Here is a 26,440-nt window from a genome sequence, read left to right as displayed (position 1 = left end):
TAGTGGACACGATTGCCAGTCTTTTCAGCTTCATCACGACACCCGTTTCCTGGGTCATCGTCCAGTTCCACTCCGTGTACGGGCAGATCTTCGGCCCCGACACGGGCTGGGCCTGGGGCTTGTCCATCGTGTCCCTGGTGATTTTGATCCGTATCTGCCTGATCCCGCTCTTCGTGAAGCAGATCAAGGCCACTCGGGCCATGCAGACGCTGCAGCCCGAGATGAAGAAGATCCAGGAGCGCTACAAGAACGACAAGCAGCGCCAGTCCGAAGAGATGATGAAGCTGTACAAGGAGTCGGGTACCAACCCGCTCTCCTCGTGCCTTCCCATCCTGGCCCAGTCGCCGTTCTTCTTCGCCCTGTACCACGTGCTCAACGGCATCGCGACGGGCAAGACGATCGGCGTCATCGACGATCAGCTGCTGGCCAGCGCTCGTCAGGCCCATATCTTCGGTGCCCCGCTCGCCGCGAAGTTCACGGACAGCGCCGACAAGGTCGCTGCGCTCGGTGCCACGATCACGGATGTCCGAGTCGTCACCGCGATCATGATCGTGCTGATGTCGGGTTCGCAGTTCTACACCCAGCGTCAGCTGATGACGAAGAACGTCGACACCACGGTGAAGACGCCCTTCATGCAGCAGCAGAAGATGCTGATGTACGTCTTCCCGGTCATGTTCGCCGTCTTCGGCATCAACTTCCCGGTCGGTGTCCTCGTCTACTGGCTGACCACCAACGTGTGGACCATGGGTCAGCAGATGTACGTCATCCGCAACAACCCGACCCCGGGCTCGAAGGCTCAGGCCGCCTACCTGGAGCGCCTGCAGAAGCACGTGACCAGCCACGGCAAGACGCGCCGGCGCAGCGAGAAGGCCATCGTCAAGGCCATCGTCTCCAAGGGCCGCGACCGCAACGAGTTCGAGCGCAAGTTCATCAACAGCCTCACGAAGGCGGGTCTCGTGGCCCAGCCCGACGGGGTCGTGACGAAGGGCGACGCCGCGACGGTCATCGAGGCGGAGGACGGCACCACGACGACGGCTCCGGCCACTCCCAAGCGTCAGCAGCCCAAGCGGCAGTCCAAGTCGCAGCGGCAGTCGGCCGTGACCGCCGGCGGGGCCAAGCCTGCGGACGAGTCCGAGCCGAAGACCTCGTTGAGCAAGTCCGACGAGCCACAGGACACCAAGCCCTCCGCGGCCAAGCCCGCCGCCGGTACCCGCAGCAAGGCCCAGTCCGGACAGCGCAAGGGCCCACAGCGGCCCAAGTCCCCGTCCAAGAAGTAAGAAGGAGTCCATCCCGTGACGGAAGGCACCACCTCCGCCGCCGCTGAGGGCGACACCCTGACCCGCCTGGAGCAGGAAGGCGAGATCGCGGCGGACTACCTCGAAGGTCTGCTCGACATCGCCGACCTCGACGGCGACATCGACATGGACGTCGAGGCCGACCGCGCCGCTGTCTCGATCATCAGCGATTCGGGCGGCCGCGACCTGCAGAAGCTGGTCGGCCGCGACGGCGAGGTGCTGGAAGCACTCCAGGAGCTCACGCGCCTGGCCGTGCACCGGGAGACCGGGGACCGCAGCAGGCTGATGCTCGACATCGCCGGCTTCCGCGCCCAGAAGCGTGAGGAGCTCTCCGAGCTGGGAGCCAAGGCCGCCGCCGAGGTCAAGAGCTCCGGCGAGCCGGTCAAGATGGACCCGATGACCCCCTTCGAGCGCAAGGTGGTGCACGACGCGGTCAAGGCCGCGGGCCTGCGCAGCGAGTCCGAGGGCGAGGAGCCGCAGCGCTTCGTCGTCGTGCTCCCCGCCTGATCGGTACGTACGCTCCCTCGGCCCCGTCTGTTGCGCAGACGGGGCCGAACTTTGTCAGCCTGGTAGTCCCTTGCAGCTGTGGTCCCCGACACGGAACGCCGGCCGCGGTACCCGCACCTGCGGTCCTCGACAGCTGTCAGTCCCTGGTAGTCCTGGTGATCAGCGCCCAGAGCGCTCAAGCGGTACGGAAGGACGGTCCCCCGTGACGGAGGCAGCGGAGCTTCCCCCCGCGCCCGAGCAGGCGCGCGAGGTATTCGGCGATCGCTTCGCTGACGCGGTCCGGTACGCGGAACTGCTGGCCGAGGCGGGAGTGCAGCGCGGGCTGATCGGCCCTCGCGAGGTGCCCCGACTGTGGGAGCGGCACCTGCTGAACTGCGCAGTGCTCTCCGAGGTCGTGCCCGAGGGTGTGACCGTGTGCGATGTCGGCTCCGGTGCCGGGCTCCCCGGTATCCCGCTGGCACTCGTCCGTGAGGACCTCAAGATCACGCTGCTCGAGCCGCTGCTGCGTCGGACCACCTTCCTCACCGAGGTCGTGGAACTCCTCGGCCTCGACCATGTGACCGTCGTGCGCGGCCGCGCAGAGGAGGTCATGGGCACGCTTCAGCCGGTGCACGTGGTGACGGCCCGGGCGGTCGCCCCGCTCGACCGCCTCGCCGGCTGGGGCATCCCGCTGCTGCGCCCGTACGGCGAGATGCTCGCCCTCAAGGGGGACACCGCCGAGGAGGAGCTGAAAGCCGCCTCCACGGCGCTCAGCAAGCTCGGTGCGGTGGAGACCTCCGTCTTGCATGTGGGTGAGGGGGTCGTGGACCCGCTGTCCACCGTCGTGCGCGTCGAGGTGGGGGAGAGCCCCGGCGGTGTGCGTTTCGCGGCCAAGCGAGCGAAGGCGGCCAGGACGGGCCGAACGCGTCGTCGCCGCTGACGCCCGGCGGTATGAACATCGCGACTCCCGGTTCCCTGTCGAAGGGAGCCGGGAGTTCTGCTGTTCCGGGCGAGGAGTTCTTTGTCACTCCCACAGGACGGCCTTCAGAGTGGGCCGTACTCCACACAAGCAGCCAAACCCACGCATCTCGGAGTGTCGCGCCGCGATGACCCGAGCGGCTGGGCATCGTGTTTCACGTGAAACGTCGCTCACTGTTGCACGGCATCATCAGTCGTGGCCGCGCTGCGGCCGAACCTCGCGACCGAAAGCCTCTCGGTTCACTCGGAGAGGGTGCGGGGTTGTCCACAGAGGTGGATTTCTCCACAGAACAACGGGCCTCGCTGGTTCACGACCCCGATCGCATGGGAGGCTCTGTTCATTGCGAGCCTGAAGTCGAGGAGAGTGAATCCTTGCGGTCCGACGCCAACATCGCGGGACCGATGACCGATCCGGTCCCCGGTCCCCGTACCGAGTCGATGGGGGAGGATGTTTCACGTGAAACACCGCCCCCTATGGACGACACTCCCATCGGTCGTGCTGCCCAACTGGCTGTGGAGGCGCTAGGTCGCGCCGGTGAGGGCCTGCCACGGCCCGAGCAGACCCGAGTCATGGTGGTCGCCAACCAGAAGGGTGGGGTGGGTAAGACCACGACCACGGTCAACCTTGCCGCCTCCCTGGCCCTGCACGGTGGCCGTGTCCTGGTGATCGACCTCGACCCGCAGGGCAATGCCTCCACCGCGCTGGGCATCGACCACCACGCCGAGGTCCCATCGATCTACGACGTGCTGATCGACAGCAAGCCGCTCTCCGAAGTCGTTCAGGCGGTCCCCGATGTCGAGGGTCTCTTCTGCGCTCCCGCGACGATCGATCTCGCCGGTGCGGAGATCGAGCTGGTGTCGCTGGTGGCCCGCGAGAGCCGGCTCGAGCGAGCGATCCTGGCGTACGAGCAGCCGCTGGACTACATCCTCATCGACTGCCCGCCGTCACTCGGCCTGCTGACCGTCAACGCGCTCGTCGCCGGCGCCGAGGTCCTCATCCCCATCCAGTGCGAGTACTACGCACTGGAAGGTCTGGGACAGCTCCTGCGCAACGTCGACCTGGTGCGCGGGCATCTCAACCCCAACCTCCACGTCTCGACGATTCTGCTCACCATGTACGACGGCCGGACGCGTCTGGCGTCCCAGGTCGCGGACGAGGTGCGCAGCCACTTCGGCGAAGAGGTGCTGCGGACGAGCATCCCGCGGTCGGTGCGCATCTCCGAGGCCCCGAGCTACGGGCAGACGGTCCTGACCTACGATCCGGGTTCGAGCGGTGCTCTCTCGTACCTGGAAGCGGCCCGAGAGATCGCTCTCCGCGGAGCCGGAGTGTCGTACGACGCACAACATGCCCACGTGGGCGCACAGAACGATCGGAACACGGCGGAGGGGATCCAGTGAGCGAGCGACGAAGGGGGCTGGGACGGGGTCTTGGTGCCTTGATCCCCGCGGCTCCTACAGGTGAGCGTGTAGGCGGTTCGGCGAGCGGGGCGTCCACGACGTCGGCTTCCGGTCCCGTCCTCACCGCGGAGCGTGGGGTGGCGGCGGCCAAGGTGACGACGCTGGCGCCTGTTTCACATGAAACCGAGGAGCCGTCTGCGAGCGGGTCGCCGGATGAGCTGCAGGCGCCGGTCGGTGCTCACTTCGCCGAGCTGCCCCTGGACTTCATCACCCCCAACCCGCGTCAGCCGCGTGAGGTCTTCGACGAGGACGCCCTGTCCGAGCTCGTCACCTCCATCAAGGAGGTCGGACTCCTCCAGCCCGTCGTCGTCCGGCAGGTCGGTCCGTCGCGCTTCGAGCTCATCATGGGTGAGCGGCGCTTCCGGGCCTGTCGCGAGGCGGGGCTCGAGGCCATCCCCGCGATCGTCCGCGCCACGGACGACGAGAAGCTCCTCCTGGACGCACTGCTGGAGAACCTCCACCGTGCCCAGCTGAACCCGCTGGAAGAGGCAGCCGCCTACGACCAGTTGCTCAAGGACTTCAACTGCACGCACGACCAGCTGGCCGACCGGATCGGACGTTCGCGTCCGCAGGTCTCCAACACGCTGCGTCTCCTGAAGCTCTCGCCGTCCGTTCAGCGTCGCGTCGCCGCCGGGGTGCTCTCCGCCGGTCACGCCCGCGCGCTGCTCTCTGTCGACGACTCGGAGGAGCAGGACCGCCTGGCCCACCGCATCGTGGCCGAGGGACTCTCGGTGCGAGCCGTGGAGGAGATCGTCACCCTCATGGGGTCGCGTCCGCAGTCGGCTCAGCGAGCCAAGGGTCCGCGGGCCGGCGGTCGGGTCTCTCCTGCGCTGAGCGAGCTGGCGACGCGTCTGTCGGACCGTTTCGAGACGCGGGTGAAGGTCGACCTGGGGCAGAAGAAGGGCAAGATCACCGTCGAGTTCGCTTCGATGGAAGACCTTGAACGCATCCTCGGCTCCTTCGCTCCTGGCGAGGGCCCAGTCCTTCAGAAGAGCCTTATGGACGACGGCTCCGACGACGCGTAAGCCTGAGTCGGCTGCCCCGGATCGATCTCCTGTCGGTCCACCAGCGTGGAGCGGGCCGTGACCGGTACACACCGGTCACGGCCCGCTCTTTGCTTTCTGTCGGTATCGAGGGAATCGCAACGTGGATACGATGCGATGGGTATGGCGCATTCACCTGGCAGGACCTTCATAGGGGAGGCGGGGGCCATGCACACCGTGAGCCGTACAGGACTGCTCACCGCAGGGCTGGGCCTGGGGGCCGTCGGAGGGTTCGTCGGCAGCCTGCTCAAGGAGCGGAGCCATCTGACATCCGCCCGTGAGGCCGCGGGGGAAGGAAGCGAGGAACATCCTTCATGGGGCGTCGGCTCGTACCGCTCACGCTGGACAACCTTCCGGACCTTCCCCAGCGCTGTCGGTCGTGTGTCTTCTGGGAGCTGGATCCCGTCAGTGGTGAGGCTGCGGTAAAGGCGGGCACCGCGGCGTCGGAGAAGGAGGCATGGATCTCCGCGGTCCTGTTGGACTGGGGATCCTGTGGCCGGGTGGTCTACGTGGACGACATCCCGGTGGGCTTCATCCTCTACGCGCCGCCGGCCTATGTCCCGCGTTCGACAGCGTTCTCCACGAGCCCCGTGTCGCCGGACGCGGTGCAGCTGATCACCTCGTTCATCCTGCCCGGGTATCAGGGGCAGGGACTCGGCAGAGTGATGGTCCAGACGGTGGCCAAAGACCTGCTCCAGCGAGGCTTCAAAGCGATCGAGGCTTTCGGGGACGCCCGGTGGAAGGAGCCCGCCTGTGTGCTCCCCGCCGACCATCTCCTCGCGGTGGGCTTCAAGACGGTGCGGCCCCATCCCGCCTACCCCCGCCTGAGGCTGGAGCTGCGGACGACGCTCTCCTGGAAGGAAGACGTGGAGATGGCACTGGACCGCCTTCTCGGAGCCGTACAGAAGGAACCGGCACTCCGTCCGCTGTGACCTCCGATGGCCCGTCCTGTCCGCTGCTGCCGACTCACGGACAGCACGTGAAGCTGAGAGCCGGCGCGAAGTGAGACAGACGAACGAGAAGTGAGGCACACGAAAGGGCCGACCCCTTCGGGTCGGCCCTTTCGTGTTTCACGTGAAACATGCGCCGCGTGTGCGCCCGTCTTCGACTACTCGGCGATGAAGTCCTCGAGGTCCCGCACGATCGCGGCCTTCGGCTTGGCGCCGACGATGGTCTTGGCGACCTCGCCACCCTGGTAGACGTTCAGGGTCGGGATCGACATGACGCCGTACTTGGCGGCCGTGCCCGGGTTCTCGTCGATGTTGAGCTTGACGATCTCGATCTTGTCGCCGTACTCGGCGGCGATGGCCTCCAGCGACGGGGCGATCTGGCGGCAGGGCCCGCACCAGGCGGCCCAGAAGTCCACCAGAACGGGCTTGTCGTTCTTGAGGACGTCCTGCTCGAAGGAGTCGTCGGTCACGTTCTTCAGGGTGCCGGCCACGGCGGGCTCCTTAATTCGTTGTTGCGGTGGGGCGGACGGGGGATCAGACGGTGGCGGCCGCGGTGGCCGCCTCGCTGTCCGCAAGGGCAGCGAGGTAGCGCTCGGCGTCGAGGGCGGCGGAACAGCCGGTGCCGGCCGCAGTGATCGCCTGGCGGTACGTGTGGTCGACGACGTCACCGGCGCCGAAGACTCCGGTCAGGTTCGTCCGGGTCGAGGGTGCGGCAACCTTCAGGTAGCCCTCCCCGTCGAGGTCGAGCTGACCCTTGAAGAGCTCGGTGCGCGGGTCGTGACCGATCGCGATGAACAGACCGGTCACCGGCAGCTCGGAGGTCTCACCGGTCTTGAGGTTGCGCAGCGTCAGGCCGGCGAGCTTCGGGTCACCCTTGATCTCGGCCACCTCGCTGTCCCACACGAACTTGATCTTCGGGTCGGCGAAGGCGCGCTCCTGCATCGCCTTGGAAGCACGAAGGCTGTCCCGGCGGTGCACGATGGTCACGGACTTCGCGAAGCGCGAGAGGAAGGTCGCCTCCTCCATCGCGGTGTCACCGCCGCCGATCACAGCGATGTCCTGGTCCTTGAAGAAGAAGCCGTCGCAGGTCGCGCACCAGGAGACGCCGCGCCCGGAGAGCGTGTCCTCGTTCGGCAGGCCCAGCTTGCGGTGCTGCGAGCCGGTGGTGACGATGACGGCCTTGGCGCGGTGCACGGTACCGGCGGTGTCCGTGACGGTCTTGATCTCACCCGTCAGGTCGACGGCGACCACGTCGTCCGGCACCAGTTCGGCGCCGAAGCGCTCGGCCTGAGCACGCATGTTGTCCATCAGGTCCGGTCCCATGACGCCGTCCTGGAAGCCGGGGAAGTTCTCGACCTCGGTGGTGTTCATGAGCGCGCCACCCGCGGTGACGGCGCCCTCGAACACCAGCGGCTTCAGCGACGCGCGCGCGGTGTAGAGCGCCGCCGTGTAGCCGGCGGGCCCGGACCCGATGATGATCACGTTACGGACGTCGCTCACGGCTTCATTCCTCGTCTCTGGAGACTGCTGCGTTCCGGTGGGAGCCTCACTCAGTACTCTCACCCCACCCAACGGATCCTAAGGGGCTTCAATTCCCGCTGTGTCCGGGCACACGGGGACGAGCTCCCGCACAGAGATCCCAGGCACTCTCCGGGCAGCGGCCCACCTGATTCCAAGGGTGCCCTGAAGGGGGCCGAGGGATGTCTCCGCGCCGCCGGGACTGCTTGGTCGACGAGCTCAAGACCGGGCGTACGACCGCGTCAGCAGCAGCTTGCCCGGCTTCGCGGAGGCCTGCTTCGCGCAGGCGGCGTCGACGATGCGAGCCGAGACCTTCGTGTTGTCCGAAGGGTCGGTCAGCACCAGGAGGAACACGTCCTTCCCCTGGTACGTGCCCGCCTCCGCGCCGAGGAGGGTTCCACTCGTTCCGGCCCCCTGTTCGACGCAGTCCGGGACGGGAAGCGTGGGCGTCATGAACGTGCCGACGCCGCCGTCCTCCGACTGCACACCCCACGGCTTGGCGCTGCCGGAGGGAGCGGGCGACTTCTTGTTCTTCGCCAGAAGATCGGAGACGTCGCTCCTCAGCGAGCCCTCGGAGAGGGTGTCCCGTGCGCTCGACTCCTGCCGCCCGGCGCTGGGGGTGTCCTTGCCGGAGTCGTCGTCACTCAGCGTCTGCACGAGGATGACGCTCACTCCCAGCGCGGCGGCGGCGAAGGCGGTGCTGAGGAGCGCGACGGTTCCGCGTCGTCCGCGGCGCGCTCGATGAGGGCGGCGGCCTGGACCGGTACCGGCGCGCGGGTGCCCGGAGGGGCGATCCGCTGTCGATGTTTCACGTGAAACAGGGGCTCCCGGAGCGTCCGTACCGGATGTCTCATCGGGTGCCGTCGCACTCAACAGGGCTTCCGCGGCCAAGGCGGCATCGATCCGGCCGGCCACGTCGTCCGGCATACGGTGAGGACCGGGCAGCGTGCCGAGCAGTCCGCGAATCTCCTCCAGGGAGTCGTACACGTCGGCACACAGGACACAGTCCTCCAGATGCCGTCGCACGTCCTCCGATCGGGACGATGGAAGCAGACCTTCGGTGAGGTCGGAGATCTCCGCGACGTCCGGGTGTCCGGCCTTGTCCGTCGTGGATGTCACGCTCGCCCACCTCCGCCCTTCACAGCAGCTGAATCGCTCGGTCCCGCATCACTGGGGCCCCCGCAGGGGGGACCCGCTGCCGGTGGGACGGATGTCCCCTGCGTCCGGTTCCTTCCCTCGCCCGGCTTCTTGGTCCCCGCCTCGTCCGCGTTTGCCGTACGGAGATGCGTGAGGAGGGGGAGGAGTCTGGCTCTGCCACGAGCACAGCGGCTCTTGACGGTGCCGGTCGGCACATCGAGCACGCGAGCTGCCTCCGCCACGGGATAGCCCTGCATGTCCACCAGGACGAGGGCGGCGCGCTGGTCAGGGGGGAGCGTGCTGAGCGCGGCGATGAGTTCGCGGTGCAGGTCGTTGCGCTCGGCCGGAGCGGAAGCCGACTCGTGCGGCTCGAGGAGCTGTTCCAGACGCTGAGTGTCGTCGACGGGGGAGGTCCGCCGTGACGCGGCCTTGCGGGCCCGGTCCAGACACGCGTTCACCGTGATGCGGTGCAGCCAGGTCGTGACGGCCGACTGACCCCGGAAGGTGTGGGCGGCCCGGTAGGCGGAAACGAGGGCGTCCTGGACGGCGTCAGCGGCCTCCTCGCGGTCTCCCAGCGTCCGCAGGGCCACTGCCCAGAGGCGGTCGCGATGGCGCCGTACAAGCTCGCCGAAGGCGTCGGGATCGCCGTCCACGTGACGGGCGAGGAGATCCTGATCGCTTGCTTCACCGAACACGGCTTCATCGGCCATCGGACCCCCTCCCCCTCGTCGACGTACGTCAGCCGGTGAACTTCACGTCCGTGACGGCCTGCTTGTAGCCGGCGCTGCTGTAGCCGTCGCTGGGAGCATTCGGCACGTCGGTGATCCACAGGAGGACGTACTGGGTCTTGACCGACTTGGACGCCTTCACCTTCATGGTGGTGCCGGCCGTGGTGGCCGTGCCGATCTCCTTCATCCCGTCGACGGACGTCGAGGGCGTCAGGGAATCGGTTGCGTAGAGATGGACGGTCGTGTGGTCACCCGCGTACCGAAGCCCTATCGAGGCGGCCGACACCGTCTGCGCCGAACCCAGGTCATAGACGATGCCCACGCCGGGCTTGTACGGCGCGAGCTTGGGACCGGCGTTGTACTTCTTGGTGCGCCAGTACGTGGTGCTGTCCCCGTCGAAGGTCTTGCCCACGTCTCCAGCGGCCTGCGCGGAGCCCTCGGCAACGTACTCCTGCGCGTTCTGGATCTTGATCGGCCTGACCGGCCTGGTCTGGTCGCCGTTCTTGTCGTTGCCGTCGGTCGTGTGCGTCTGTTTGGTGTCGTCGGACTTGTTGCCCCGGTCCATGAGGGCGTCGGCGAGCTGCCAACTACCCAGTCCCAGCGCGGCGATGAGCAGCGCGGACACGGCCCACTTGAGAGCCTTGCCGGTACGGCTCTGCAATGGTGGGGGCGGCGCCGCCACGGGCTGGGGGGCGCCGGGGGGACCCTGGCGGCCGTAGGTGCCCTGTTGGTACGACGTGCGCTGGTACTCGGGCGGGGCGGTGAACGCGGGCTCCGGCGGGCGGATGCGGGGCATCTCGCTGATCGCCTTCACCAGCTCCTCCGGCGTCGTGCACGGCGACTCGTGCCGGGAGGCGGTCGCCCCGTCATTGGCGAGCGCGCGCATGGCGAGTTCCGACAGGCCGCGGTGGACTCCGGCGCGCACCTGGTCGGGTGCGATGAGGCCGACGTCCTTGGGCAGCCCCGAGAGGCCGTAGGCATCGTTCTCGTACGGCCAGCGCTGGGTGAGCGAGGCGTACAGGAGTGCACCGAGCGCCTCGGTGTCGCTGCGCTGGGGGGTGTCGGAACTGATACCCCGCAGGGCAGCGTTCACGGCGAGCCCGCGGATGCGCCACTGACCGGACGACGTGCGGAGCACGGCACCCGGCGTGAGCCGCAGATGCGCGAGCCCCTCACGGTGCGCGGCGGCCATCGCCTGGGAGACCTGACTGACCATCTGGTAGGCCTCGTGCACCTCGAGAGGGCCCGCGGCGAGGAGTGCGGTCAGTTCCGTGGCGTCCGGCAGCCATTCGTGGACCACGTAGACAAGGTCGTTCTCCTCGACCGCGTCCAGGACCTGGACGAAGCGGGGATCGCCCAGCAGGGCCGAGGAACGGGCCGCCGCGAGTACTGAACGGGCCCGCGGATGGTCGGCGGGCAGCAGATGGACACCGACGGCACGGCGGAGTTTCTCGTCCACCGCACGCCAACTGCTGAAGCCGTCCAGACGGGTGACGCACTCTTCGAGGCGATAGCGCCTCGCGAGTTTGTGACCACTGTGCAGTTCGGGCGGTGAGGCCTTCCCGGGACTCTCGGTCCCGCCACTCCCCTGTGCCTCTTCGCTGTCCGTTTCCCGCTCCCGGTCCTGGGCCACCCCGTCGGACGTGGACTGGCCCGCCTTAGCGGTCAGCGGTTCGTCACCGCTGTTGTCTGCCACGTCGACGGCAGACGTGCTCCGTTCCGCCACCGTCGTCCCTGCCTCCCCATCCGTTGCGCACTGTCCGACGCAGAAACCAATTGTGCCCACAGTCCGGCGCTATGCACGACACGCGGCGACGGACGATGGTTGTGCGCGTACCCCCGCCTCAGCGCCCCAGGCGCCCGCGGACCATTCCGACCATTGAATTGAGCTCTTCGATACGCATCTTGCGCGCCGCGACGTAGAACACGCCCAGCAGGGCGATCGTTCCGGTGACGAGCGCCGCGATCGAGCCGATCGCTCCGTGTCCGAGAACCCGGGTGACCGCGAAGCCGACGGCCCCGCCCACTACGGCACCCGGAATCGACGCGAGGCAGAGACGCGCGTACGTACGCAGCACGCGCGCGCCGTCCAGGTCGCCGCCGAGCCGCCTGCGCAGGCGCTGCCAGGCCACTCCGACGCCCACGGCGTAGGCCAGGCCGTACGCGCCGGCCATGCCGACGACGGCCCACTGTGCGGGCAGCACCACGTAACAGACAGCGGACGCGGCGGCGTTGACGCCGGCCACGATGACCGTGTTGTAGAAGGGGGTGCGCGTGTCCTCGTAGGCGTAGAAACCGCGCAGGATCACGTACTGCACCGAGAACGGGATCAGGCCGAGCGCGAAGGCCATGAGCACGTAGCCCTGGGACTCGGCGGCCTGGAGGCCGCTGGAACCGAACAGCAGGGTGCACATGGGGATGCCGAGCGCGATGAACATGAAGGACACCGGGACGATCGCCACTGCCGAGGTCCGCAGACCCTGCGAGATGTCGTCGCGGACGGCACCCGGGTCACCGTCATGGGCCGCTCGCGAGATGCGCGGAAGCATGGCCGCCATGACGGACACCGTGATGATCGCCTGCGGCATGCCCCAGATCAGCTGGGCGTTGGAGTAGGCCAGGATGCCTGTTCCGCCCTTGCCGGAAGCCTTCTGTGCCGCGGTCGCGAGCTGGGTGACGACGATGACGCCCGCCTGGTTGGCGAGGACGAAGAGCACGGTCCACTTGGCCAGATGGATGGCCTTCCCGAGGCCGTGACCACGCCAGTCGAAGCGCGGACGGAACCGGAAACCCGCCTCGCGCAGGTAGGGAACCATCGCCCCGGCCTGCACGACGAGGCCGAGCAGGGTGCCGATGCCCAGGAGGCGGACGCCGTCCGGCGGGATGTTGCTCACCGTCATGCCGGAGTGCCGCGCGGTGCCGTAGACCCAGAGGAACGTCCCGAAGGTGAAGATCATGACGATGTTGTTCAGGACCGGAGTCCACATCATCGCGCCGAACTTCCCGCGGGCGTTGAGGATCTGGCCCATGACCACGTGGACGCCCATGAAGAAGATCGTGGGCAGGCAGTAGCGGGCGAAGGTGACCGCCACGTTGTTGGCGGCCGCGTTGCTCGCGATGGGGTCCGACATCAGTTGGATCAGCAGCGGCGCGATGAACACCGCCGCGGTGACGATGACGCCGAGAGCGACCATGACGAGGGTCAGCAGGCGGTTGGCGTAGGCCTCACCCCCGTCGTCGTCCTCCTTCATGGACCGCACCAGTTGCGGCACGAACACGGAGTTGAGTCCGCCGCCGACCGTCAGGATGTAGATCATCGTCGGCAGCGTGTACGCCACGGTCCAGGCGTCACCGAGCGTCGCCGCGCCGAGAGCCGCCGTGATGATCATGGTGCGGACGAAGCCGGTGAGACGGGACACCAGGGTGCCCGCCGCCATCACCGCGCTGGACTTCAGCAAGCCCGAGGCCCGGCCACCCGACTTCGCGGCCGAAGCCGGCGGCGGGGCCACGGGAGGCTCGGCGACAGACGGAGCCGCTTCGGGTGCCGGAGCCGGGACGGAGGACGCGGCGTAGGCGTTACGGACGCCACCCTGCTGCTGGTCGCGGAAGAGGTGCGCGAAGGCGTCGGGCTCATGCTGCTCCTCGCCGGCCTGGGTGACGAGGTCGTCCACCCCCACGTACTGGGTGGTCCGGGCGTCGTCGCCGTACGGCAGGTGCCGTGTCGGTCCCGAGGGTTCGGGAGGGGGCGTCTGGGCCCACACCCGCGGGTCGGGGGCGTACTGCGGCGTGGGCGGCTGGGCGTAGAGCGGCTGCTGCGGGTAGTACGAGCCAGGAGGCGGCGGAGGGTGCGCGGCGCGGTCGTAGAGCGCCTCGGCCACCGGGTCCTGTGCCGAGAGGTCCTGCTCCCGGTAGGGATCCTGGTCGTAGGCGTCCTGGAGATACATGTCCGCGGGATGTCCCGGCGGCATCTGGCCCGGCTCCGGCGTGCCCTCGGGGTAGCCGGAGCGGCCCGCGTCCTGGTCCGGGTACTCCTCGGGATAACCCGAGGGTCCCGCGCCCTGACCGCGGTCACCGTCGTACGGCGCGTTCATGGTTACCCCACCTCATCGTCCCCGGGCCCACCGGCCACGACATCGCTCAACGGTCCACTCTCTCACCCGTGCCGGACGGGTCGGCGCTTTCCGGAGCGGTGTCCGGTGTCGGGTCACTCGGGTGCCCCGGGTCGTCAGCCCCCGACTTCGGGCCGGTCGTGATCTCCTGACCGGCCTCGGAGTCTTCGGCGTCCCCAGTCTCTACGGTGCCATCGGTGTCCTTGTTCACGCCCTCGGCCTCGGGACCATCCTCGGGTCCCTGCTCGGCCTGTTGCGCCGCAGCCCGCTTGCGCTGCGTGTACATCCGGAAACCGGCGAGCACGAGGAGCAGGACGCCGCCACCGATGACGAGCATCACGGTGGAGGTGATCTCCGTGACCTTGACCTCGAAGGGCACCGCGGCGCCGTAGGGCTGCCCGTCCTCCGTGTACAGCTGGGCGACGACCTTCACCGGGCCGTTGGCCTTGGTGGAGGTGGTGAACTTCACCGACTGGCTGTGTTCACCAGCGACCTTGATCAGCTTCTCGTCGAACGGCCCGTTGCCGATCTTGAGGCGGGTGGGCTGCATGGACGTGAGGCGCAGCGTGAGGTGGTCGACACCCTGGACCAGGTTGTTCTGGACGGTCACGGGGATCGTGGCGCTACGGCCCGAGAGCTTCGCGTCCGACTTCTCGATGAGATGCACCAGCCCGGTGAGTCCGTCGAGGTAGGAGTCCACAGCGTCGCGGAAGACCTTGCCCTCGGCGGGGCGGCCGCGCCAGGACGTCGACATCCCCCGGTTCATGGCCAGGCCGAAGGGCGTCGCCACGCGTGACTTGTCGGTCAGGATCACCTGGAACTTGTCGAGCTTGGTCTGCGTGCCCTGTATCCAGTCGAAGGCCGAGGCCGGCAGCTGCTGACTCTTCAGGGCGCGCGGGTACGAAGAGGCTGAGGGAACTCGCGTGGTGGCGCCCGGGTCCGGCTTGGCCTTGGCTGCAGCCGCCAGCCCCTGGGACTCCGACCAGTTCCCCTGCTGGAGCGTCCTCAGGGCCGCGGCCATGGACTGTGCCTGGCTGGCCGTGGGCATACGCTGCGGCGCGACGACGATGCTGCGCTGGTTCGCGTCCTGAAGGTTGATCATCAAGCTCTGAGCGAGGAACTTCTGGACGGCGAGTGTGGAGTTGCCGGCCTTCAGCATGTCGCCCTGGAACGCGGTCGACAGCCGCTCGTCGGCGACGACGGCCGTCGTGCCGCCCCCGATGGGGCGGGCGGCGCTGGGCGTGTACGCCAGCCCACCCGTCTCCTGCAGACTGTCGCTGCGGGCGATCACCTTGTCCGCCCCGGCAGAGGTCGCCACATTCACGATCGACGGGTCGATCGCTCCGTCCACAGGCCAGGTGAAGTCCGTACTGGGCTTCACGTGGACGATCGATTCGACCGTTTTGGAAGCCACGTCGGTGGCGTCCTTGAGGCGGCTGAGGGAACCGGTGACCTTGCCGCTGTGGGCGAGGGACGCGATGTCGGGGTCGGCAAAGGGGAGGGCGACGATCTTCTGGCCCTGGACCGTCTTCTCGAGCCTGTCGAGCCAGGCCTTGGCCAGCTCGCGGTTCTTCTCGCTCCCCGCCACAGTTTTGCCGTCGGGCTGCTGGACGCGGTAGCCGCCCCTCATGGCGTCGACCGAGGCCAGCACGTCCGGGTCCAGCACCCACGTGACGTCGAGCCCACTGCCCAGCGACAGGAGCTGGTCCAGCCGGCCGCCCGGGGCGATCTCCTTGGCCAGGTCGTCGTTCTTGAAGACACGCGTCTGCTGCTCGTCCGAACCGGTCTCAGCCGTGAGGTGGACCGAGGAGATCAGCGGCCAGAGGTACGTCGTCTTCGTCTTCGTGTCCGCCGCGTCGGGCTGCCACGGAAGGAACGTCCGCTTGATGCCGAGCACCTGGTCCCACTGCTGGGCCGTCGTCCGGCCCGTGAGGGAGACACCCAGCTGGTAGACCCCGTCGTCCCCCAGATCGAGATCCTTGACGGGAACCGAGATGCTGAAGTTCTGCGAGCTGCCCGCGGCGAGCCGGGCGACCTTCTCGACGTACTTCCCGCCGACCTCGGCCGCGTCGAGGCCGGGCTGGAAGCTGGTGAGCTTCGCGGCGGTGTCGATGGCGGAACGCGTGGTCAGGGGGGACGAGCCCACACGGATACCCACGTGGGCATCCGTGACGGTCTGCTTGCTCCTGTTGGTGACCGAACCGGAGACGGTGACCGTGTCGCCGTCCGTGGGGGCACTGGGGCTCAGGGACGCGATGTTGATGTCCACCCCGCCCGAGCTCGCGGCATCGGCCACAGAGGCCTTCTCGGCGGCTTGTGCGGGCGCGCCGAGGGGTAGCTGGAGCAGCCCGGCCAGCAACGGCGTCCCGGCCAGCAGTACACCGCTGCGCCGGAGCCACCGACGGGCAGGTGAGGGACTCGTCCCCTGGAAGTCTGCCGCCTCGGCCACGCGCTCGCCCGTCCTCGTCGTCGTCAGTGGTCGTCGGAATGTGCGTCCACGCATGGTAACGATGCGCGCCGAGGGGAAGTGCCGCGGAGTGGTCCACAAGATCGGCGGAGAGCGCCGACTGTCCTGTATGTGGGCCTATCTGGGCCCGTGAAATGGAGGACGGCGGTACAAGATTTATGGAGGCGCTTCCCGGCGTCCCGGCCACGTACCCTTTTCTGTTGTGCCGAACGCCAATGAAGACAATCCCAGCGCCCTGAGTCAGGTGCAGCACCGCGCGGTGAGTGAACTGCTGCGGGTGTCCCCTGTCGCCGACGAGCTCGCCCGCCGTTTCCAGGAGGCGGGGTTCTCGCTTGCCCTGGTGGGCGGCTCGGTCCGGGACGCGCTCCTCGGCCGGCTCGGCAACGACCTGGACTTCACGACGGACGCCCGGCCCGAGGACGTGTTGAAGATCGTCCGACCGTGGGCGGACGCCGTGTGGGAGGTCGGGATCGCCTTCGGAACCGTGGGGGCTCAGAAGGACGCCCGCGTGGGCGATGTGGAGCAGACGTTCCAGATCGAGATCACCACGTACCGGTCCGAGGCGTACGACCGGACCTCGCGCAAGCCCGAGGTGTCCTACGGCGACTCCATGGAGGAGGACCTCGTCCGTCGCGACTTCACGGTGAACGCGATGGCTGTGGCCTTGCCGGAGAAGAGGTTCATCGACCCGCACGGAGGCCTGGAGGACCTGGAGGGACGCGTCCTGCGCACCCCCGGCACTCCGGAGGCATCCTTCTCCGACGATCCGCTGCGCATGATGCGGGCGGCGCGGTTCGCCGCACAGCTCGACTTCGAGGTGGCGCCCGAGGTCGTGGCGGCCATGACGGACATGGCCGGACGTATCGAGATCGTCTCGGCGGAGCGCGTACGGGACGAGCTGAACAAGCTCATTCTGTCGGCGCACCCCCGCAAGGGCCTCACCCTGCTCGTCGACACCGGCCTCGCCGAATATGTGCTGCCCGAGCTTCCCGCGCTGCGGCTGGAGAGTGACGAGCACCACCGGCACAAGGACGTCTACGAGCACACGCTGATCGTCCTGGAACAGGCGATGGCGCTCGAGGAGGAGGGACCCGATCTGGTCCTCCGGCTTGCCGCGCTGCTGCACGACATCGGTAAGCCGCGGACCCGTCGCTTCGAGAACGACGGGCGGGTGTCGTTCCACCACCACGAGGTCGTCGGCGCCAAGATGACCAAGAAGCGGATGACGGCGCTCAAGTACTCGAACGATCTCGTGAAGGACGTCTCACGTCTGGTCGAGCTGCATCTGCGCTTCCACGGCTACGGCACCGGCGAGTGGACGGACTCAGCCGTGCGGCGCTACGTCCGGGACGCCGGCCCGCTCCTCGGTCGCCTTCACAAGCTGACACGCTCCGACTGCACCACCAGGAACAAGCGCCGCGCCGCCGCCCTCTCCCGCGCCTACGACGGCCTGGAGGAGCGCATCGGCCAACTCCAGGAGCAGGAGGAACTCGACGCGATCCGTCCGGACCTCGACGGTAACCAGATCATGGAGATCCTGGACATCGGACCGGGTCCCGCGATCGGCCAGGCGTACAAGTTCCTGCTGGAGCTGCGCCTGGAGAACGGCCCGATGGAGCACGAAGCGGCGACAGCGGCACTTAAGGAGTGGTGGGCCGAGCAGACCTGACGAGCCCGTCGGCGATGTTTCACGTGAAACATCGCCGACGGACAACGCGAAGGGGCGGTGTTTCACGTGAAACACCGCCCCTTCGCGTTGGAGAAGGACCTACTTCGCGGAGTACTCCGACAGGCAGAGGGTGAAGTCGTCGCTGCCACCCGTTTCCGTGTACTCGGCATACTTGGTGCGGTCGCAGCCGGAGTTGTCGCTCTTTTTCTGCGCCACCTTGTACTTCGCCTTGGAGTTGCCGCAGTCAACGACCTTCAGGCCCGGGTCTGTGGAGCTGTCAGGGTTGCTGATGCTCATGCAGTCACCCACCTTGGCTGTGTCCGCGTCGTGCCGGCTCGTCAGCCAGCCCACGCCAGCGGCTATGACCACACAGACGACGATGCCGATTCGCAGGTACTGCTTGAAGCCCCGCTTCCGCTGCTGCGGCGGCACCGGGGCGAAGCCTGCGGCCTGCTGCTGGGGGAAGCCGGGCTGGCCGGGCTGCTGCGGGTAGCCCTGCGGAGGCTGCTGGGCGTACGGGTTCTGCCCCTGGGGCGGCGGCCCGTAAGGCTGCTGGCCCTGAGCGAACGGGTTCTGGCCCTGAGGCGGCGGTGTGGTCACTGGGAGTCCCCCCATTGGAACGCTGGCGCGTGGTGCGTATAAGACGCACATAAGTTATCGGGCCCCAGTGACAACGCAGTAGCCAGGATTGGCTCTGTGGCACTGATGTGACACTTACTGGAGTTCAAAGCGGGCCATAGCTGCCGCAATGCCCGCGTAGATTGCCGCCACCGTCACCACCAGGGCAGTCGACCGGCCGTCAGAAGGCAGCATCAGCGCGGCCACTCCGGCCGCTCCCACGAACGCGACGTTGAACAGGACGTCGTAGACAGAAAAGATCCGGCCGCGGAAGCCGTCGTCCACCGAAGACTGCACGATCGTGTCCGTCGCGATCTTCGCGCCCTGAGTGGTCACTCCCAGGATGAATGCGGCGACCAGCATCGGTGCTGGTGCGAAGGGAAGGCAGAGAGCGGGCTCCAGGACCGCGGCGCCGGCGGCGCAGACCGCGATCCAGCGGCCGGGGCCCAGCCGCCCTGCCGCCCAGGGCGTCACCAAGGCGGCGACGAAGAAACCCGCCCCCGAGACGCCCACCGCGACTCCCAGGAGAGCGAGCCCGTCGTCCGATCCGGACGCCCAGGCATAGCGGCAGAGCATCAGCAGCATGACGGTCAGGGCGCCGTAGCAGAAGCGCAGCAACGTCATCGCCATCAGAGCCCAGGCCGCCTCCCGTCGCGGGGGCTGGGCGAGGTGACGTACGCCTGCGGCGAGGCCGCGTGCGGTGCCGGCGAGCGCCTTGGCGATACGCGGGTGAAGCAACTCGCGATCAGGCCCGAGGAGTTCCGGAGCGATGCGGGCGGCGGCGAGGGCGGCGCAGAGGTACAGCGAGGCTCCTACGAGGACCACCGCCGCGTCGGAGTCCGCGACGAGCAGCCGTACGACGAAAGCGATTCCTCCGCCCGTCGTGGCGGCCAACGTTCCGGCGGTGGGAGAAAGGGAGTTGGCCAGCACCAGACGATCCGCATCGACGACGCGGGGCAGTGACGCAGACAGCCCGGCCAGGACGAAGCGGTTGACCGCGGTGACGCAGAGCGCCGAGACGTAGAAGAGCCAGTCGGGGACATGGCTCAGTATCAGAACGGCTGTCAGGCACGCGAGGGCCGTGCGCAGGAGATTGCCGTACAGAAAAACCTGCCGCCGCCGCCACCGGTCCAGCAGGACACCCGCGAAGGGACCGATGAGTGAATACGGAAGCAGCAGGATCGCCATCGCGGAGGCGATGGAGGCTGCGGAGGTCTGGTTCTCCGGGGAGAAGACGACGTAGGTGGCCAGCGCGACCTGGAAGACGCCGTCTGCGCCCTGCGACAGCAGCCGTACGGCGAGCAGGCGTCTGAACCCCTGAAAGCTCAGGAGGACGCGCACGTCACGCACGACAGCCATGGGGCACAGCCTCACATACGGGGAAGGTCCCCGGGCACAGTGCCCGGGGACCTTCGACAGCAAGCACGAAGAGCTGTGCTTAGCGCTCGACCTCGCCCTTGATGAACTTCTCGACGTTGGCGAAGGCCTCGTCGTCGAAGTACTGGACCGGCGGGGACTTCATGAAGTAGCTCGACGCGGAGAGGATCGGGCCACCGATGCCGCGGTCCTTGGCGATCTTCGCGGCACGCAGGGCGTCGATGATGACACCGGCCGAGTTCGGGGAGTCCCAGACCTCGAGCTTGTACTCCAGGTTCAGCGGGACGTCACCGAAGGCACGGCCCTCGAGGCGGACGTACGCCCACTTGCGGTCGTCGAGCCAGGCCACGTAGTCCGACGGACCGATGTGGACGTTCTTCTCGCCCAGGTCGCGGTCGGGGATCTGCGAGGTGACGGCCTGCGTCTTCGAGATCTTCTTGGACTCGAGGCGGTCGCGCTCCAGCATGTTCTTGAAGTCCATGTTGCCGCCGACGTTGAGCTGCATCGTGCGCTCAAGGCGGACACCGCGGTCCTCGAACAGCTTCGCCATCACACGGTGCGTGATGGTGGCGCCGACCTGGGACTTGATGTCGTCGCCGACGATCGGGACGCCGGCCTCCGTGAACTTGTCCGCCCACTCCTTGGTGCCGGCGATGAAGACCGGGAGAGCGTTGACGAAGGCGACCTTGGCGTCGATGGCGCACTGGGCGTAGAACTTCGCCGCGGCCTCGGAACCGACGGGCAGGTAGCAGATCAGGACGTCGACCTGCTTGTCCTTGAGGACCTGGACCACGTCGACCGGCGCCTCGGCGGACTCCTCGATGGTCATGCGGTAGTACTTACCGAGACCGTCCAGGGTGTGACCGCGCTGGACCGTGACGCCCTTGTTCGGGACGTCGCAGATCTTGATGGTGTTGTTCTCGCTGGCACCGATGGCGTCGGAGAGGTCGAGGCCGACCTTCTTCGCGTCGACGTCGAACGCGGCGACGAACTCGACGTCACCGACGTGGTAGTCGCCGAACTGGACGTGCATCAGGCCGGGGACCTTGGCCGCCGGGTCGGCGTCCTTGTAGTACTCGACGCCCTGAACCAGCGAGGCGGCGCAGTTGCCCACGCCGACGATGGCTACGCGAACCGAACCCATTCCGGTTGCTCCCTGTGTGTATCGGTGAAACCCCGAATGGGTCTCACGTGACGGTGTCGTCGGACGGATCCGGCCGGGTGCTGTCCCGGTGCCGGGGCAGGCCGCCCGTCTCTCCAGATGTGTTGTCCTGCTGAGCGGAGCCTTCGGAGGCGGAAGTCTTGATGTCCCGTCCGGCTCGCTCGCTCTCGATGAGCTCGTTCAGCCAGCGCACTTCGCGCTCCACGGACTCCATTCCGTGGCGCTGGAGCTCAAGCGTGTAGTCGTCGAGGCGCTCTCGGGTGCGCGCCAGTGAGGCGCGCATCTTCTCGAGGCGCTCCTCCAGACGGCTGCGGCGACCTTCCAGTACGCGCATGCGCACATCGCGTGACGTCTGCCCGAAGAAGGCGAAGCGAGCAGCGAAGTGCTCGTCCTCGTAGGCGTCGGGACCCGTCTGCGCGAGAAGTTCCTCGAAGTGATCCTTACCTTCCGCCGTCAATCGATAGACGATCTTGGCGCGACGTCCCGCGAGTGTTGCCGTGAGAGCGTCTTCGGGTGTGGATCCCGCTTCCTCGATCAACCAGCCGTTGGCGACCAGCGTCTTGAGGCAGGGGTAGAGCGTTCCGTAGCTGAAGGCACGGAACACACCCAGTGATGTGTTGAGTCGTTTGCGCAGCTCATAGCCGTGCATCGGAGACTCGCGGAGCAGGCCGAGTACGGCGAACTCGAGGATCCCGGCACGCCGGCTCATCGTCGCCTCCTCCCTGTCGCTGCCTCGTCAGCGCGACGTTTATGTCGTGCTGATGTATCGACTCGATACATCAGCACGATAGAACGCCTCTGCGGTCGCGACAAGAGGGGTCAGGGTGAACGGCGTCACATCACTGATTCATACGAAGCAAGTTGCCTGATTTGGGGTGAACTTCGGTGCTAGGCGGGTTTTGACGGTGCGTAGTCTGTGCGGCATGCACACCACCGGGAACCGAGTGACGACTGAGGACGTCATCGTCTTCGGTGCAGTACGGGTGAATGCGCGATCGACCGCATCCGTACTTCGGGGGGACCGGAAACCAGCCGCCGTTTCCAGGCGCGCAAAGGTGCGCCTGCCCGAGGAGTAATCGTTCGATGAGCGAGCACCGTCGCAAACCGTCGCAGCCGCAGGGCGGCGGGCGTGCCGCGGCCCGACGCGGTCAGCCCGACCCGTCCGCAGGCCGCCGCGCGGCACCGCGAGGCGCCACCGGGTCTCCTTCCGATTCATACGAGTCGGGGGGTGAAGAGCGCCCGTACGGAAGTCGTGCCGAGGCACGGCGAGCCGCGCAGAAAGGCAGCGGCGGCCGCCGCCGTGCCGCCGACGGCGCCGGACGTGGCGGCCCCGGCGGCCCTGGAGGCGGGGGTGGCCGACGTGGTGGTCCTCCGGGACCCGGCGGGCCGGGACGCGGTCGTGGCCGCGCCCCCGAACCCTCCAAGAAGCGCGTCATCGACTACCCGCGCGCCGGCAAGTACGGAGCCGCGCGCTGGGTGCCGTCCTGGAAGCTCGTGACGGGCCTCTTCATCGGTTTCTGCGGCAGCCTTGTCGCGGTAGCAGGTGTCGCGTACGCCCTGGTCGGTGTCCCGGACGAGGCCAAGACCGCGACCGCGCAGAACAACGTCTACTACTGGGCGAGCGGCGAGCAGATGGTCGCGACGGGCGGTGAGACCAACCGCCAGATCATCGGGTACGCGCAGATTCCCAAGGAGATGCGCTATGCGGTGATGTCGGCCGAGAACAAGACGTTCGAGTCCGACAGTGGTGTCGACCCCATGGGTATCGCTCGAGCCTTCGTGAACATGGCCAAGGGCGGTCAGACGCAGGGTGGTTCCACCATCACCCAGCAGTACGTGAAGAACGCCATGCTGGACGATCAGTCGCAGACGATCTCCCGCAAGTTCAAGGAGCTGTTCGTCTCCGTCAAGGTCGGTGCCTCGGTGCCGAAGGAAGACATTATGGCCGGCTACCTGAACTCGGCCTACTACGGACGTAACGCCTACGGCATCCAGGCCGCCGCGCGCGCGTACTTCGACACGGAAGCCACAAAGCTGAACCCGAGTCAGTGCGCGTTCCTGGCAGCCGTGCTCAAGGGCGCCACGTACTACGACCCCGCGGGGTCACCGTCGATCGACCCCGCCGCCACGGCGGAGGCCAACCGCAAGCGTGCCGAGGCCCGCTGGAAGTGGATCCTCGACGAAGAAGTCAAGGACGAGCGCCTGAGCCAGACAGAACGCGCCAAGTACGAGAAGTTCCCCAAAGTCCAGAGCCCGCGGTCCAACGCGGCACTGGGCGGGCAGATCGGCTATCTGGTCGACCTGGCCAACTCGTACATCGTGAACAACAGCGACAAGACCGGAATCACCGAGACCAAGCTTCGGCAGGGCGGCTACGAGATCCACACGACCTTCGACAAGGCGAAGATCGACGCCCTTGAGGCCTCGGTGAAGAAGGTGCAGAAGGCCAACATCAAGGAGAAGCTGCGCCCGAAGACGGACAAATACGTCCAGTTCGGCGGAGCATCCGTCGACCCGGCCACCGGCGCGATCAAGGCCATCTACGGCGGTTCGGACGCGACCAAGCACTTCACCAACAACGCCGACCAGACCGGTGCTCAGGTGGGCTCCACGTTCAAGCCGTTCGTTCTCGCGGCGGCCATGACCTGGGGTGCCAGGAATCCTGACGGGCCGGAGGACCAGCCCCAGGACGACCGCACCATCGTGTCCCCGAAGAGTCTCTACAGCGGCAAGAACAAGCTGAAGATCAAGGACTACAACGGGACCGACTGGCAGGACGACAAGGGCAAGGAGTGGCTGCAGCAGAACGACGGCCAGCAGTCGTACAACCCGCCCAGCTACAAGATCGACTTGCGTGAGGCGATGCGCGAGTCCGTCAACTCCGCCTACGTGCAACTGGGCATGGATGTCGGCCTGGACAAGGTGAAGGACTCTGTTCTGCGAGCTGGCATCAAGGAATCCAGTCTCGCCAGCTCCAGGTTCCCGTCCTTCTCTCTGGGTACCTCGTCGCCGAGCGCGATTCGCATGGCCGGCGCGTACGCCACGTTCGCCGCCAGTGGCAAGCAGCGTGACCCGTACTCGGTCGAGAAGATCACGAACAAGGACGGCAACGTCTTCCAGCACGACGACGTCGAGAAGACCACGGAAGCCTTCACCTCGAAGGTCGCCGACAACGTCACCGACGTCCTGAAGACCGTGGTCGAGAAGGGCACCGGCACCAACGCCCAGTTGAAGGGCCGCGAGGTGGCGGGCAAGACCGGTACGACGGACGGCAACAAGTCCGCCTGGTTCGTCGGCTACACCCCGCAGCTGTCCACGGCGATCAGCATGTACCGCCTGGACGACGACGAGACCAAGAAGAACCGCAAGTTCCTGCAGATGTACGGCACGGGTGGCGAGAAGACCATCCACGGTGCTTCGTTCCCGTCGCAGATCTGGCGGGACTACATGGAAGTGGCTCTCAAGGGACAGAAGGCGGCACACTTCCCGAAGCCCGAAGAGATCGGCACGGTGCTCAACGACACCCCGAGCCCGACGCCGACCCCGACGGTCAGCAAGAGCGAGTCGCCGAGCCCGACGCCGACCCCGACGCCGACCCCCACGCTCACGTCACCCTCGCCCTCGACGAGTGAGACCTGTGGCAAGTTCGACTGGTCCTGCAACAACAACGGCGGGACGGACAACGGTGGCACCGACAACGGAGGCACCGACGGAGGCGTGACGTCAACGCCGACGGAGTCCGCGACTGACGGGACCAACAGAGGCAACGGCAATGGCGGGGGCCTCTTCGGAGGCACCGGATAGTCGTCACCGTGTGTGTTTCACGTGAAACACACCGTTTCACGTGAAACGAGGGCCGCCGCACCGATTAGGTGCGGCGGCCCTCAGCGCGTTCCTGGACACGTACGGCAGGATGTGCGGCATGCCCAGTGCAGAGACGACGCGCGTGAGCGCGCACGAGCCGGAGCTGGTGCGGCCGACCAAGGATGACGAGGTCGCCGCCAGCGGCAGCGAACTGATCGGCGGTCCCATCGGGCGGCGAGCCCTGCTCGGGACGTCCTGGTGGACGCCCGTGCGGGTCGTCGCCCTGATCGCGATCGGCATGTTCGCCCTCGGCATGGTCCAGAAGCTGCCCTGCTACGACGGAGGCTGGTTCTTCGGAGCCAGTTCGCAGTACACGCACGCGTGCTACTCGGACATTCCGCACCTCTATCAGGGCCGCGGATTCGCCGACGGGCTCGTGCCCTACTTCGACAAGCTCCCCGGCGACATGGACTACCTCGAGTACCCGGTACTGACCGGCGTGTTCATGGAGGTGGCGGCCTGGCTCACTCCGGGAAGCGGGAGCATCCAGGACCAGGAGCAGATCTACTGGATGGTCAACGCGGGGATGCTCATGGTGTGCGCGGCAGTCATCGCCGTGTGTGCCGCCCGCACCCACCGGCGGCGCCCCTGGGACGGCCTCCTGGTGGCCCTCGCGCCCGCCTTCGCGCTCACGGCCACCATCAACTGGGATCTCCTCGCTGTGGCCCTCCTGGCCGCCGCGATGCTGATGTGGTCGCGGGGACGCGCGCTGGCCTTCGGCATCCTGGTCGGGCTCGCCACGGCCGCCAAGTTCTATCCGTTCCTCGTGCTCGGCCCGCTCTTCCTGCTGTGCTGGCGGGCCGGCAAGTGGCGGGAGTTCGGAACAGCCCTTCTCGGGGCCGTCGGTGCCTGGCTCGTGGTGAACCTTCCGGTCATGTACTTCGCGCCCGAAGGGTGGTCGAAGTTCTACACCTTCAGCCAGGAGCGTGGGGTCGACTTCGGCTCGGTCTTTCTGTTCATCTCGCAGTGGCTGAAGATCACGATCACTCCCGACACGGCCAACACCTGGGCGCTGATCATGATGCTGCTGCTGTGCGCGGGCCTGAGCGCCGTCACGCTCACCGCACCCCGTCGGCCCCGGTTCGCCCAGCTCGCTTTCCTGATCGTCGCGGCCTTCATCCTGACGAACAAGGTCTACTCGCCGCAGTACGTGCTCTGGCTCGTCCCTCTCGCCGCGCTGGCACGGCCGCGCTGGCGGGACTTCCTGATCTGGCAGGCGTGCGAGGTCGCGTACTTCCTGGGGATCTGGATGTACCTCGCGTACACGACCAGCGGGGACGCTCACAAGGGTCTACCGACCGACGGGTACCAAGTCGCGATCGCCGTGCACCTGTTGGGGACGCTCTACCTCTGCGCGGTGGTGATCCGGGACATCTTCATGCCCGAACGCGACGTGGTGCGGCGGGCCGGAGACGACGATCCCTCTGGCGGGATCCTGGACGGCGCCGAGGACGTGTTCGTCCTGGGCGCCGCGGCCCACCCGCCGCGGCATGCGGCGCACTTCGACGGTCAGCCTCCGGTCGAATGGGGTGCCCGGAGCGGACCTCCCGAAGGTGGTTCGCTCTGAGCGAACAGACCCGG

At 67.4% G+C, this 26,440-nt stretch carries 20 protein-coding genes; 9 read left to right on the top strand and 11 right to left on the bottom strand.

The features are described from left to right. Positions 1-2: 2 nt before the first annotated feature. From yidC to B0675_RS09200, 6 genes are all read left to right on the top strand, one after another. Positions 3-1,277, top strand: a complete 1,275-nt coding sequence (gene yidC / locus B0675_RS09225) for a membrane protein insertase YidC (RefSeq protein ID WP_081218336.1) — start codon at positions 3-5, stop codon at positions 1,275-1,277. A gap of 15 nt (positions 1,278-1,292) precedes the next feature. Continuing rightward, a complete protein-coding gene (locus B0675_RS09220) occupies positions 1,293-1,802 on the top strand; it encodes a R3H domain-containing nucleic acid-binding protein (protein WP_081218335.1) in 510 nt (169 codons plus the stop codon). 202 nt (positions 1,803-2,004) lie between these two features. Next, complete coding sequence (gene rsmG / locus B0675_RS09215) at positions 2,005-2,721, top strand: 16S rRNA (guanine(527)-N(7))-methyltransferase RsmG (protein WP_081218334.1); 717 nt, start codon at positions 2,005-2,007, stop codon at positions 2,719-2,721. A gap of 362 nt (positions 2,722-3,083) precedes the next feature. Next, positions 3,084-4,157 (top strand): ParA family protein, encoded by a 1,074-nt coding sequence (locus B0675_RS09210; protein ID WP_081218333.1) that lies wholly within the window; start codon positions 3,084-3,086, stop codon positions 4,155-4,157. Then, the gene (locus B0675_RS09205) at positions 4,154-5,242 is read left to right on the top strand and encodes a ParB/RepB/Spo0J family partition protein (RefSeq protein WP_081218332.1); all 1,089 of its coding nucleotides are present in this window, start codon (positions 4,154-4,156) and stop codon (positions 5,240-5,242) included. Before B0675_RS09210 ends, B0675_RS09205 begins: the two co-directional genes overlap by 4 nt. A 332-nt stretch (positions 5,243-5,574) precedes the next feature. Continuing rightward, positions 5,575-6,192 carry a GNAT family N-acetyltransferase gene (locus B0675_RS09200; RefSeq protein ID WP_081218331.1) on the top strand — a complete coding sequence of 206 codons (618 nt, stop codon included), beginning with the start codon at positions 5,575-5,577 and terminating at the stop codon, positions 6,190-6,192. Positions 6,193-6,368: 176 nt separating this feature from the next. Here the strand turns inward: B0675_RS09200 and trxA are convergent, their stop codons facing one another. The 7 genes from trxA to B0675_RS09165 form a co-directional block, all read right to left on the bottom strand. After that, a complete protein-coding gene (gene trxA / locus B0675_RS09195; protein WP_081218330.1) occupies positions 6,369-6,701 on the bottom strand; it encodes a thioredoxin in 333 nt (110 codons plus the stop codon). Between the two features lie 43 nt (positions 6,702-6,744). Continuing rightward, on the bottom strand, positions 6,745-7,710 hold the full coding sequence (gene trxB, locus B0675_RS09190) for a thioredoxin-disulfide reductase (RefSeq protein WP_081218329.1): 966 nt from the start codon (positions 7,708-7,710) through the stop codon (positions 6,745-6,747). Positions 7,711-7,947: 237 nt separating this feature from the next. Beyond that, positions 7,948-8,385 carry a hypothetical protein gene (locus tag B0675_RS42540; RefSeq protein ID WP_347108423.1) on the bottom strand — a complete coding sequence of 146 codons (438 nt, stop codon included), beginning with the start codon at positions 8,383-8,385 and terminating at the stop codon, positions 7,948-7,950. A 458-nt stretch (positions 8,386-8,843) separates the two neighbouring features. Then, a complete protein-coding gene (sigM, locus tag B0675_RS09180; RefSeq protein WP_081218327.1) occupies positions 8,844-9,575 on the bottom strand; it encodes an RNA polymerase sigma factor SigM in 732 nt (243 codons plus the stop codon). 28 nt (positions 9,576-9,603) lie between these two features. Beyond that, on the bottom strand, positions 9,604-11,319 hold the full coding sequence (locus B0675_RS09175; protein WP_081218326.1) for a protein kinase family protein: 1,716 nt from the start codon (positions 11,317-11,319) through the stop codon (positions 9,604-9,606). A gap of 118 nt (positions 11,320-11,437) precedes the next feature. Further along, entirely contained in the window at positions 11,438-13,684 is a 2,247-nt protein-coding gene (gene murJ / locus B0675_RS09170) for a murein biosynthesis integral membrane protein MurJ (protein ID WP_081218325.1), read from the bottom strand. Between the two features lie 46 nt (positions 13,685-13,730). Further along, entirely contained in the window at positions 13,731-16,151 is a 2,421-nt protein-coding gene (locus tag B0675_RS09165; RefSeq protein WP_081218324.1) for a DUF6049 family protein, read from the bottom strand. A gap of 220 nt (positions 16,152-16,371) precedes the next feature. Between B0675_RS09165 and B0675_RS09160 the strand changes: the two genes are divergently transcribed. Beyond that, positions 16,372-17,838 carry a CCA tRNA nucleotidyltransferase gene (locus B0675_RS09160; protein WP_081218323.1) on the top strand — a complete coding sequence of 489 codons (1,467 nt, stop codon included), beginning with the start codon at positions 16,372-16,374 and terminating at the stop codon, positions 17,836-17,838. Positions 17,839-17,937: 99 nt separating this feature from the next. Here B0675_RS09160 and B0675_RS09155 read toward each other — a convergent pair whose 3' ends face one another. The 4 genes from B0675_RS09155 to B0675_RS09140 form a co-directional block, all read right to left on the bottom strand. Further along, the gene (locus B0675_RS09155) at positions 17,938-18,438 is read right to left on the bottom strand and encodes a hypothetical protein (protein WP_081218322.1); all 501 of its coding nucleotides are present in this window, start codon (positions 18,436-18,438) and stop codon (positions 17,938-17,940) included. Positions 18,439-18,552: 114 nt separating this feature from the next. Then, complete coding sequence (locus tag B0675_RS09150; protein WP_081218321.1) at positions 18,553-19,815, bottom strand: MFS transporter; 1,263 nt, start codon at positions 19,813-19,815, stop codon at positions 18,553-18,555. A 79-nt stretch (positions 19,816-19,894) separates the two neighbouring features. Continuing rightward, positions 19,895-20,977, bottom strand: a complete 1,083-nt coding sequence (locus B0675_RS09145) for an inositol-3-phosphate synthase (RefSeq protein WP_081218320.1) — start codon at positions 20,975-20,977, stop codon at positions 19,895-19,897. Between the two features lie 43 nt (positions 20,978-21,020). Next, the gene (locus B0675_RS09140; protein ID WP_081218319.1) at positions 21,021-21,704 is read right to left on the bottom strand and encodes a PadR family transcriptional regulator; all 684 of its coding nucleotides are present in this window, start codon (positions 21,702-21,704) and stop codon (positions 21,021-21,023) included. A 374-nt stretch (positions 21,705-22,078) separates the two neighbouring features. Between B0675_RS09140 and B0675_RS09135 the strand changes: the two genes are divergently transcribed. Both B0675_RS09135 and B0675_RS09130 read left to right on the top strand, forming a co-directional pair. Continuing rightward, positions 22,079-24,799, top strand: a complete 2,721-nt coding sequence (locus B0675_RS09135) for a transglycosylase domain-containing protein (protein ID WP_081218318.1) — start codon at positions 22,079-22,081, stop codon at positions 24,797-24,799. Between the two features lie 118 nt (positions 24,800-24,917). Further along, positions 24,918-26,426 carry a glycosyltransferase 87 family protein gene (locus tag B0675_RS09130; RefSeq protein ID WP_081218317.1) on the top strand — a complete coding sequence of 503 codons (1,509 nt, stop codon included), beginning with the start codon at positions 24,918-24,920 and terminating at the stop codon, positions 26,424-26,426. Positions 26,427-26,440: the final 14 nt, after the last annotated feature.

It is taken from the genome of Streptomyces sp. M41(2017) (genome assembly GCF_002078175.1).
GTDB lineage: Bacteria > Actinomycetota > Actinomycetes > Streptomycetales > Streptomycetaceae > Streptomyces.
This window is presented reverse-complemented; position numbering and strand designations above follow the sequence as displayed.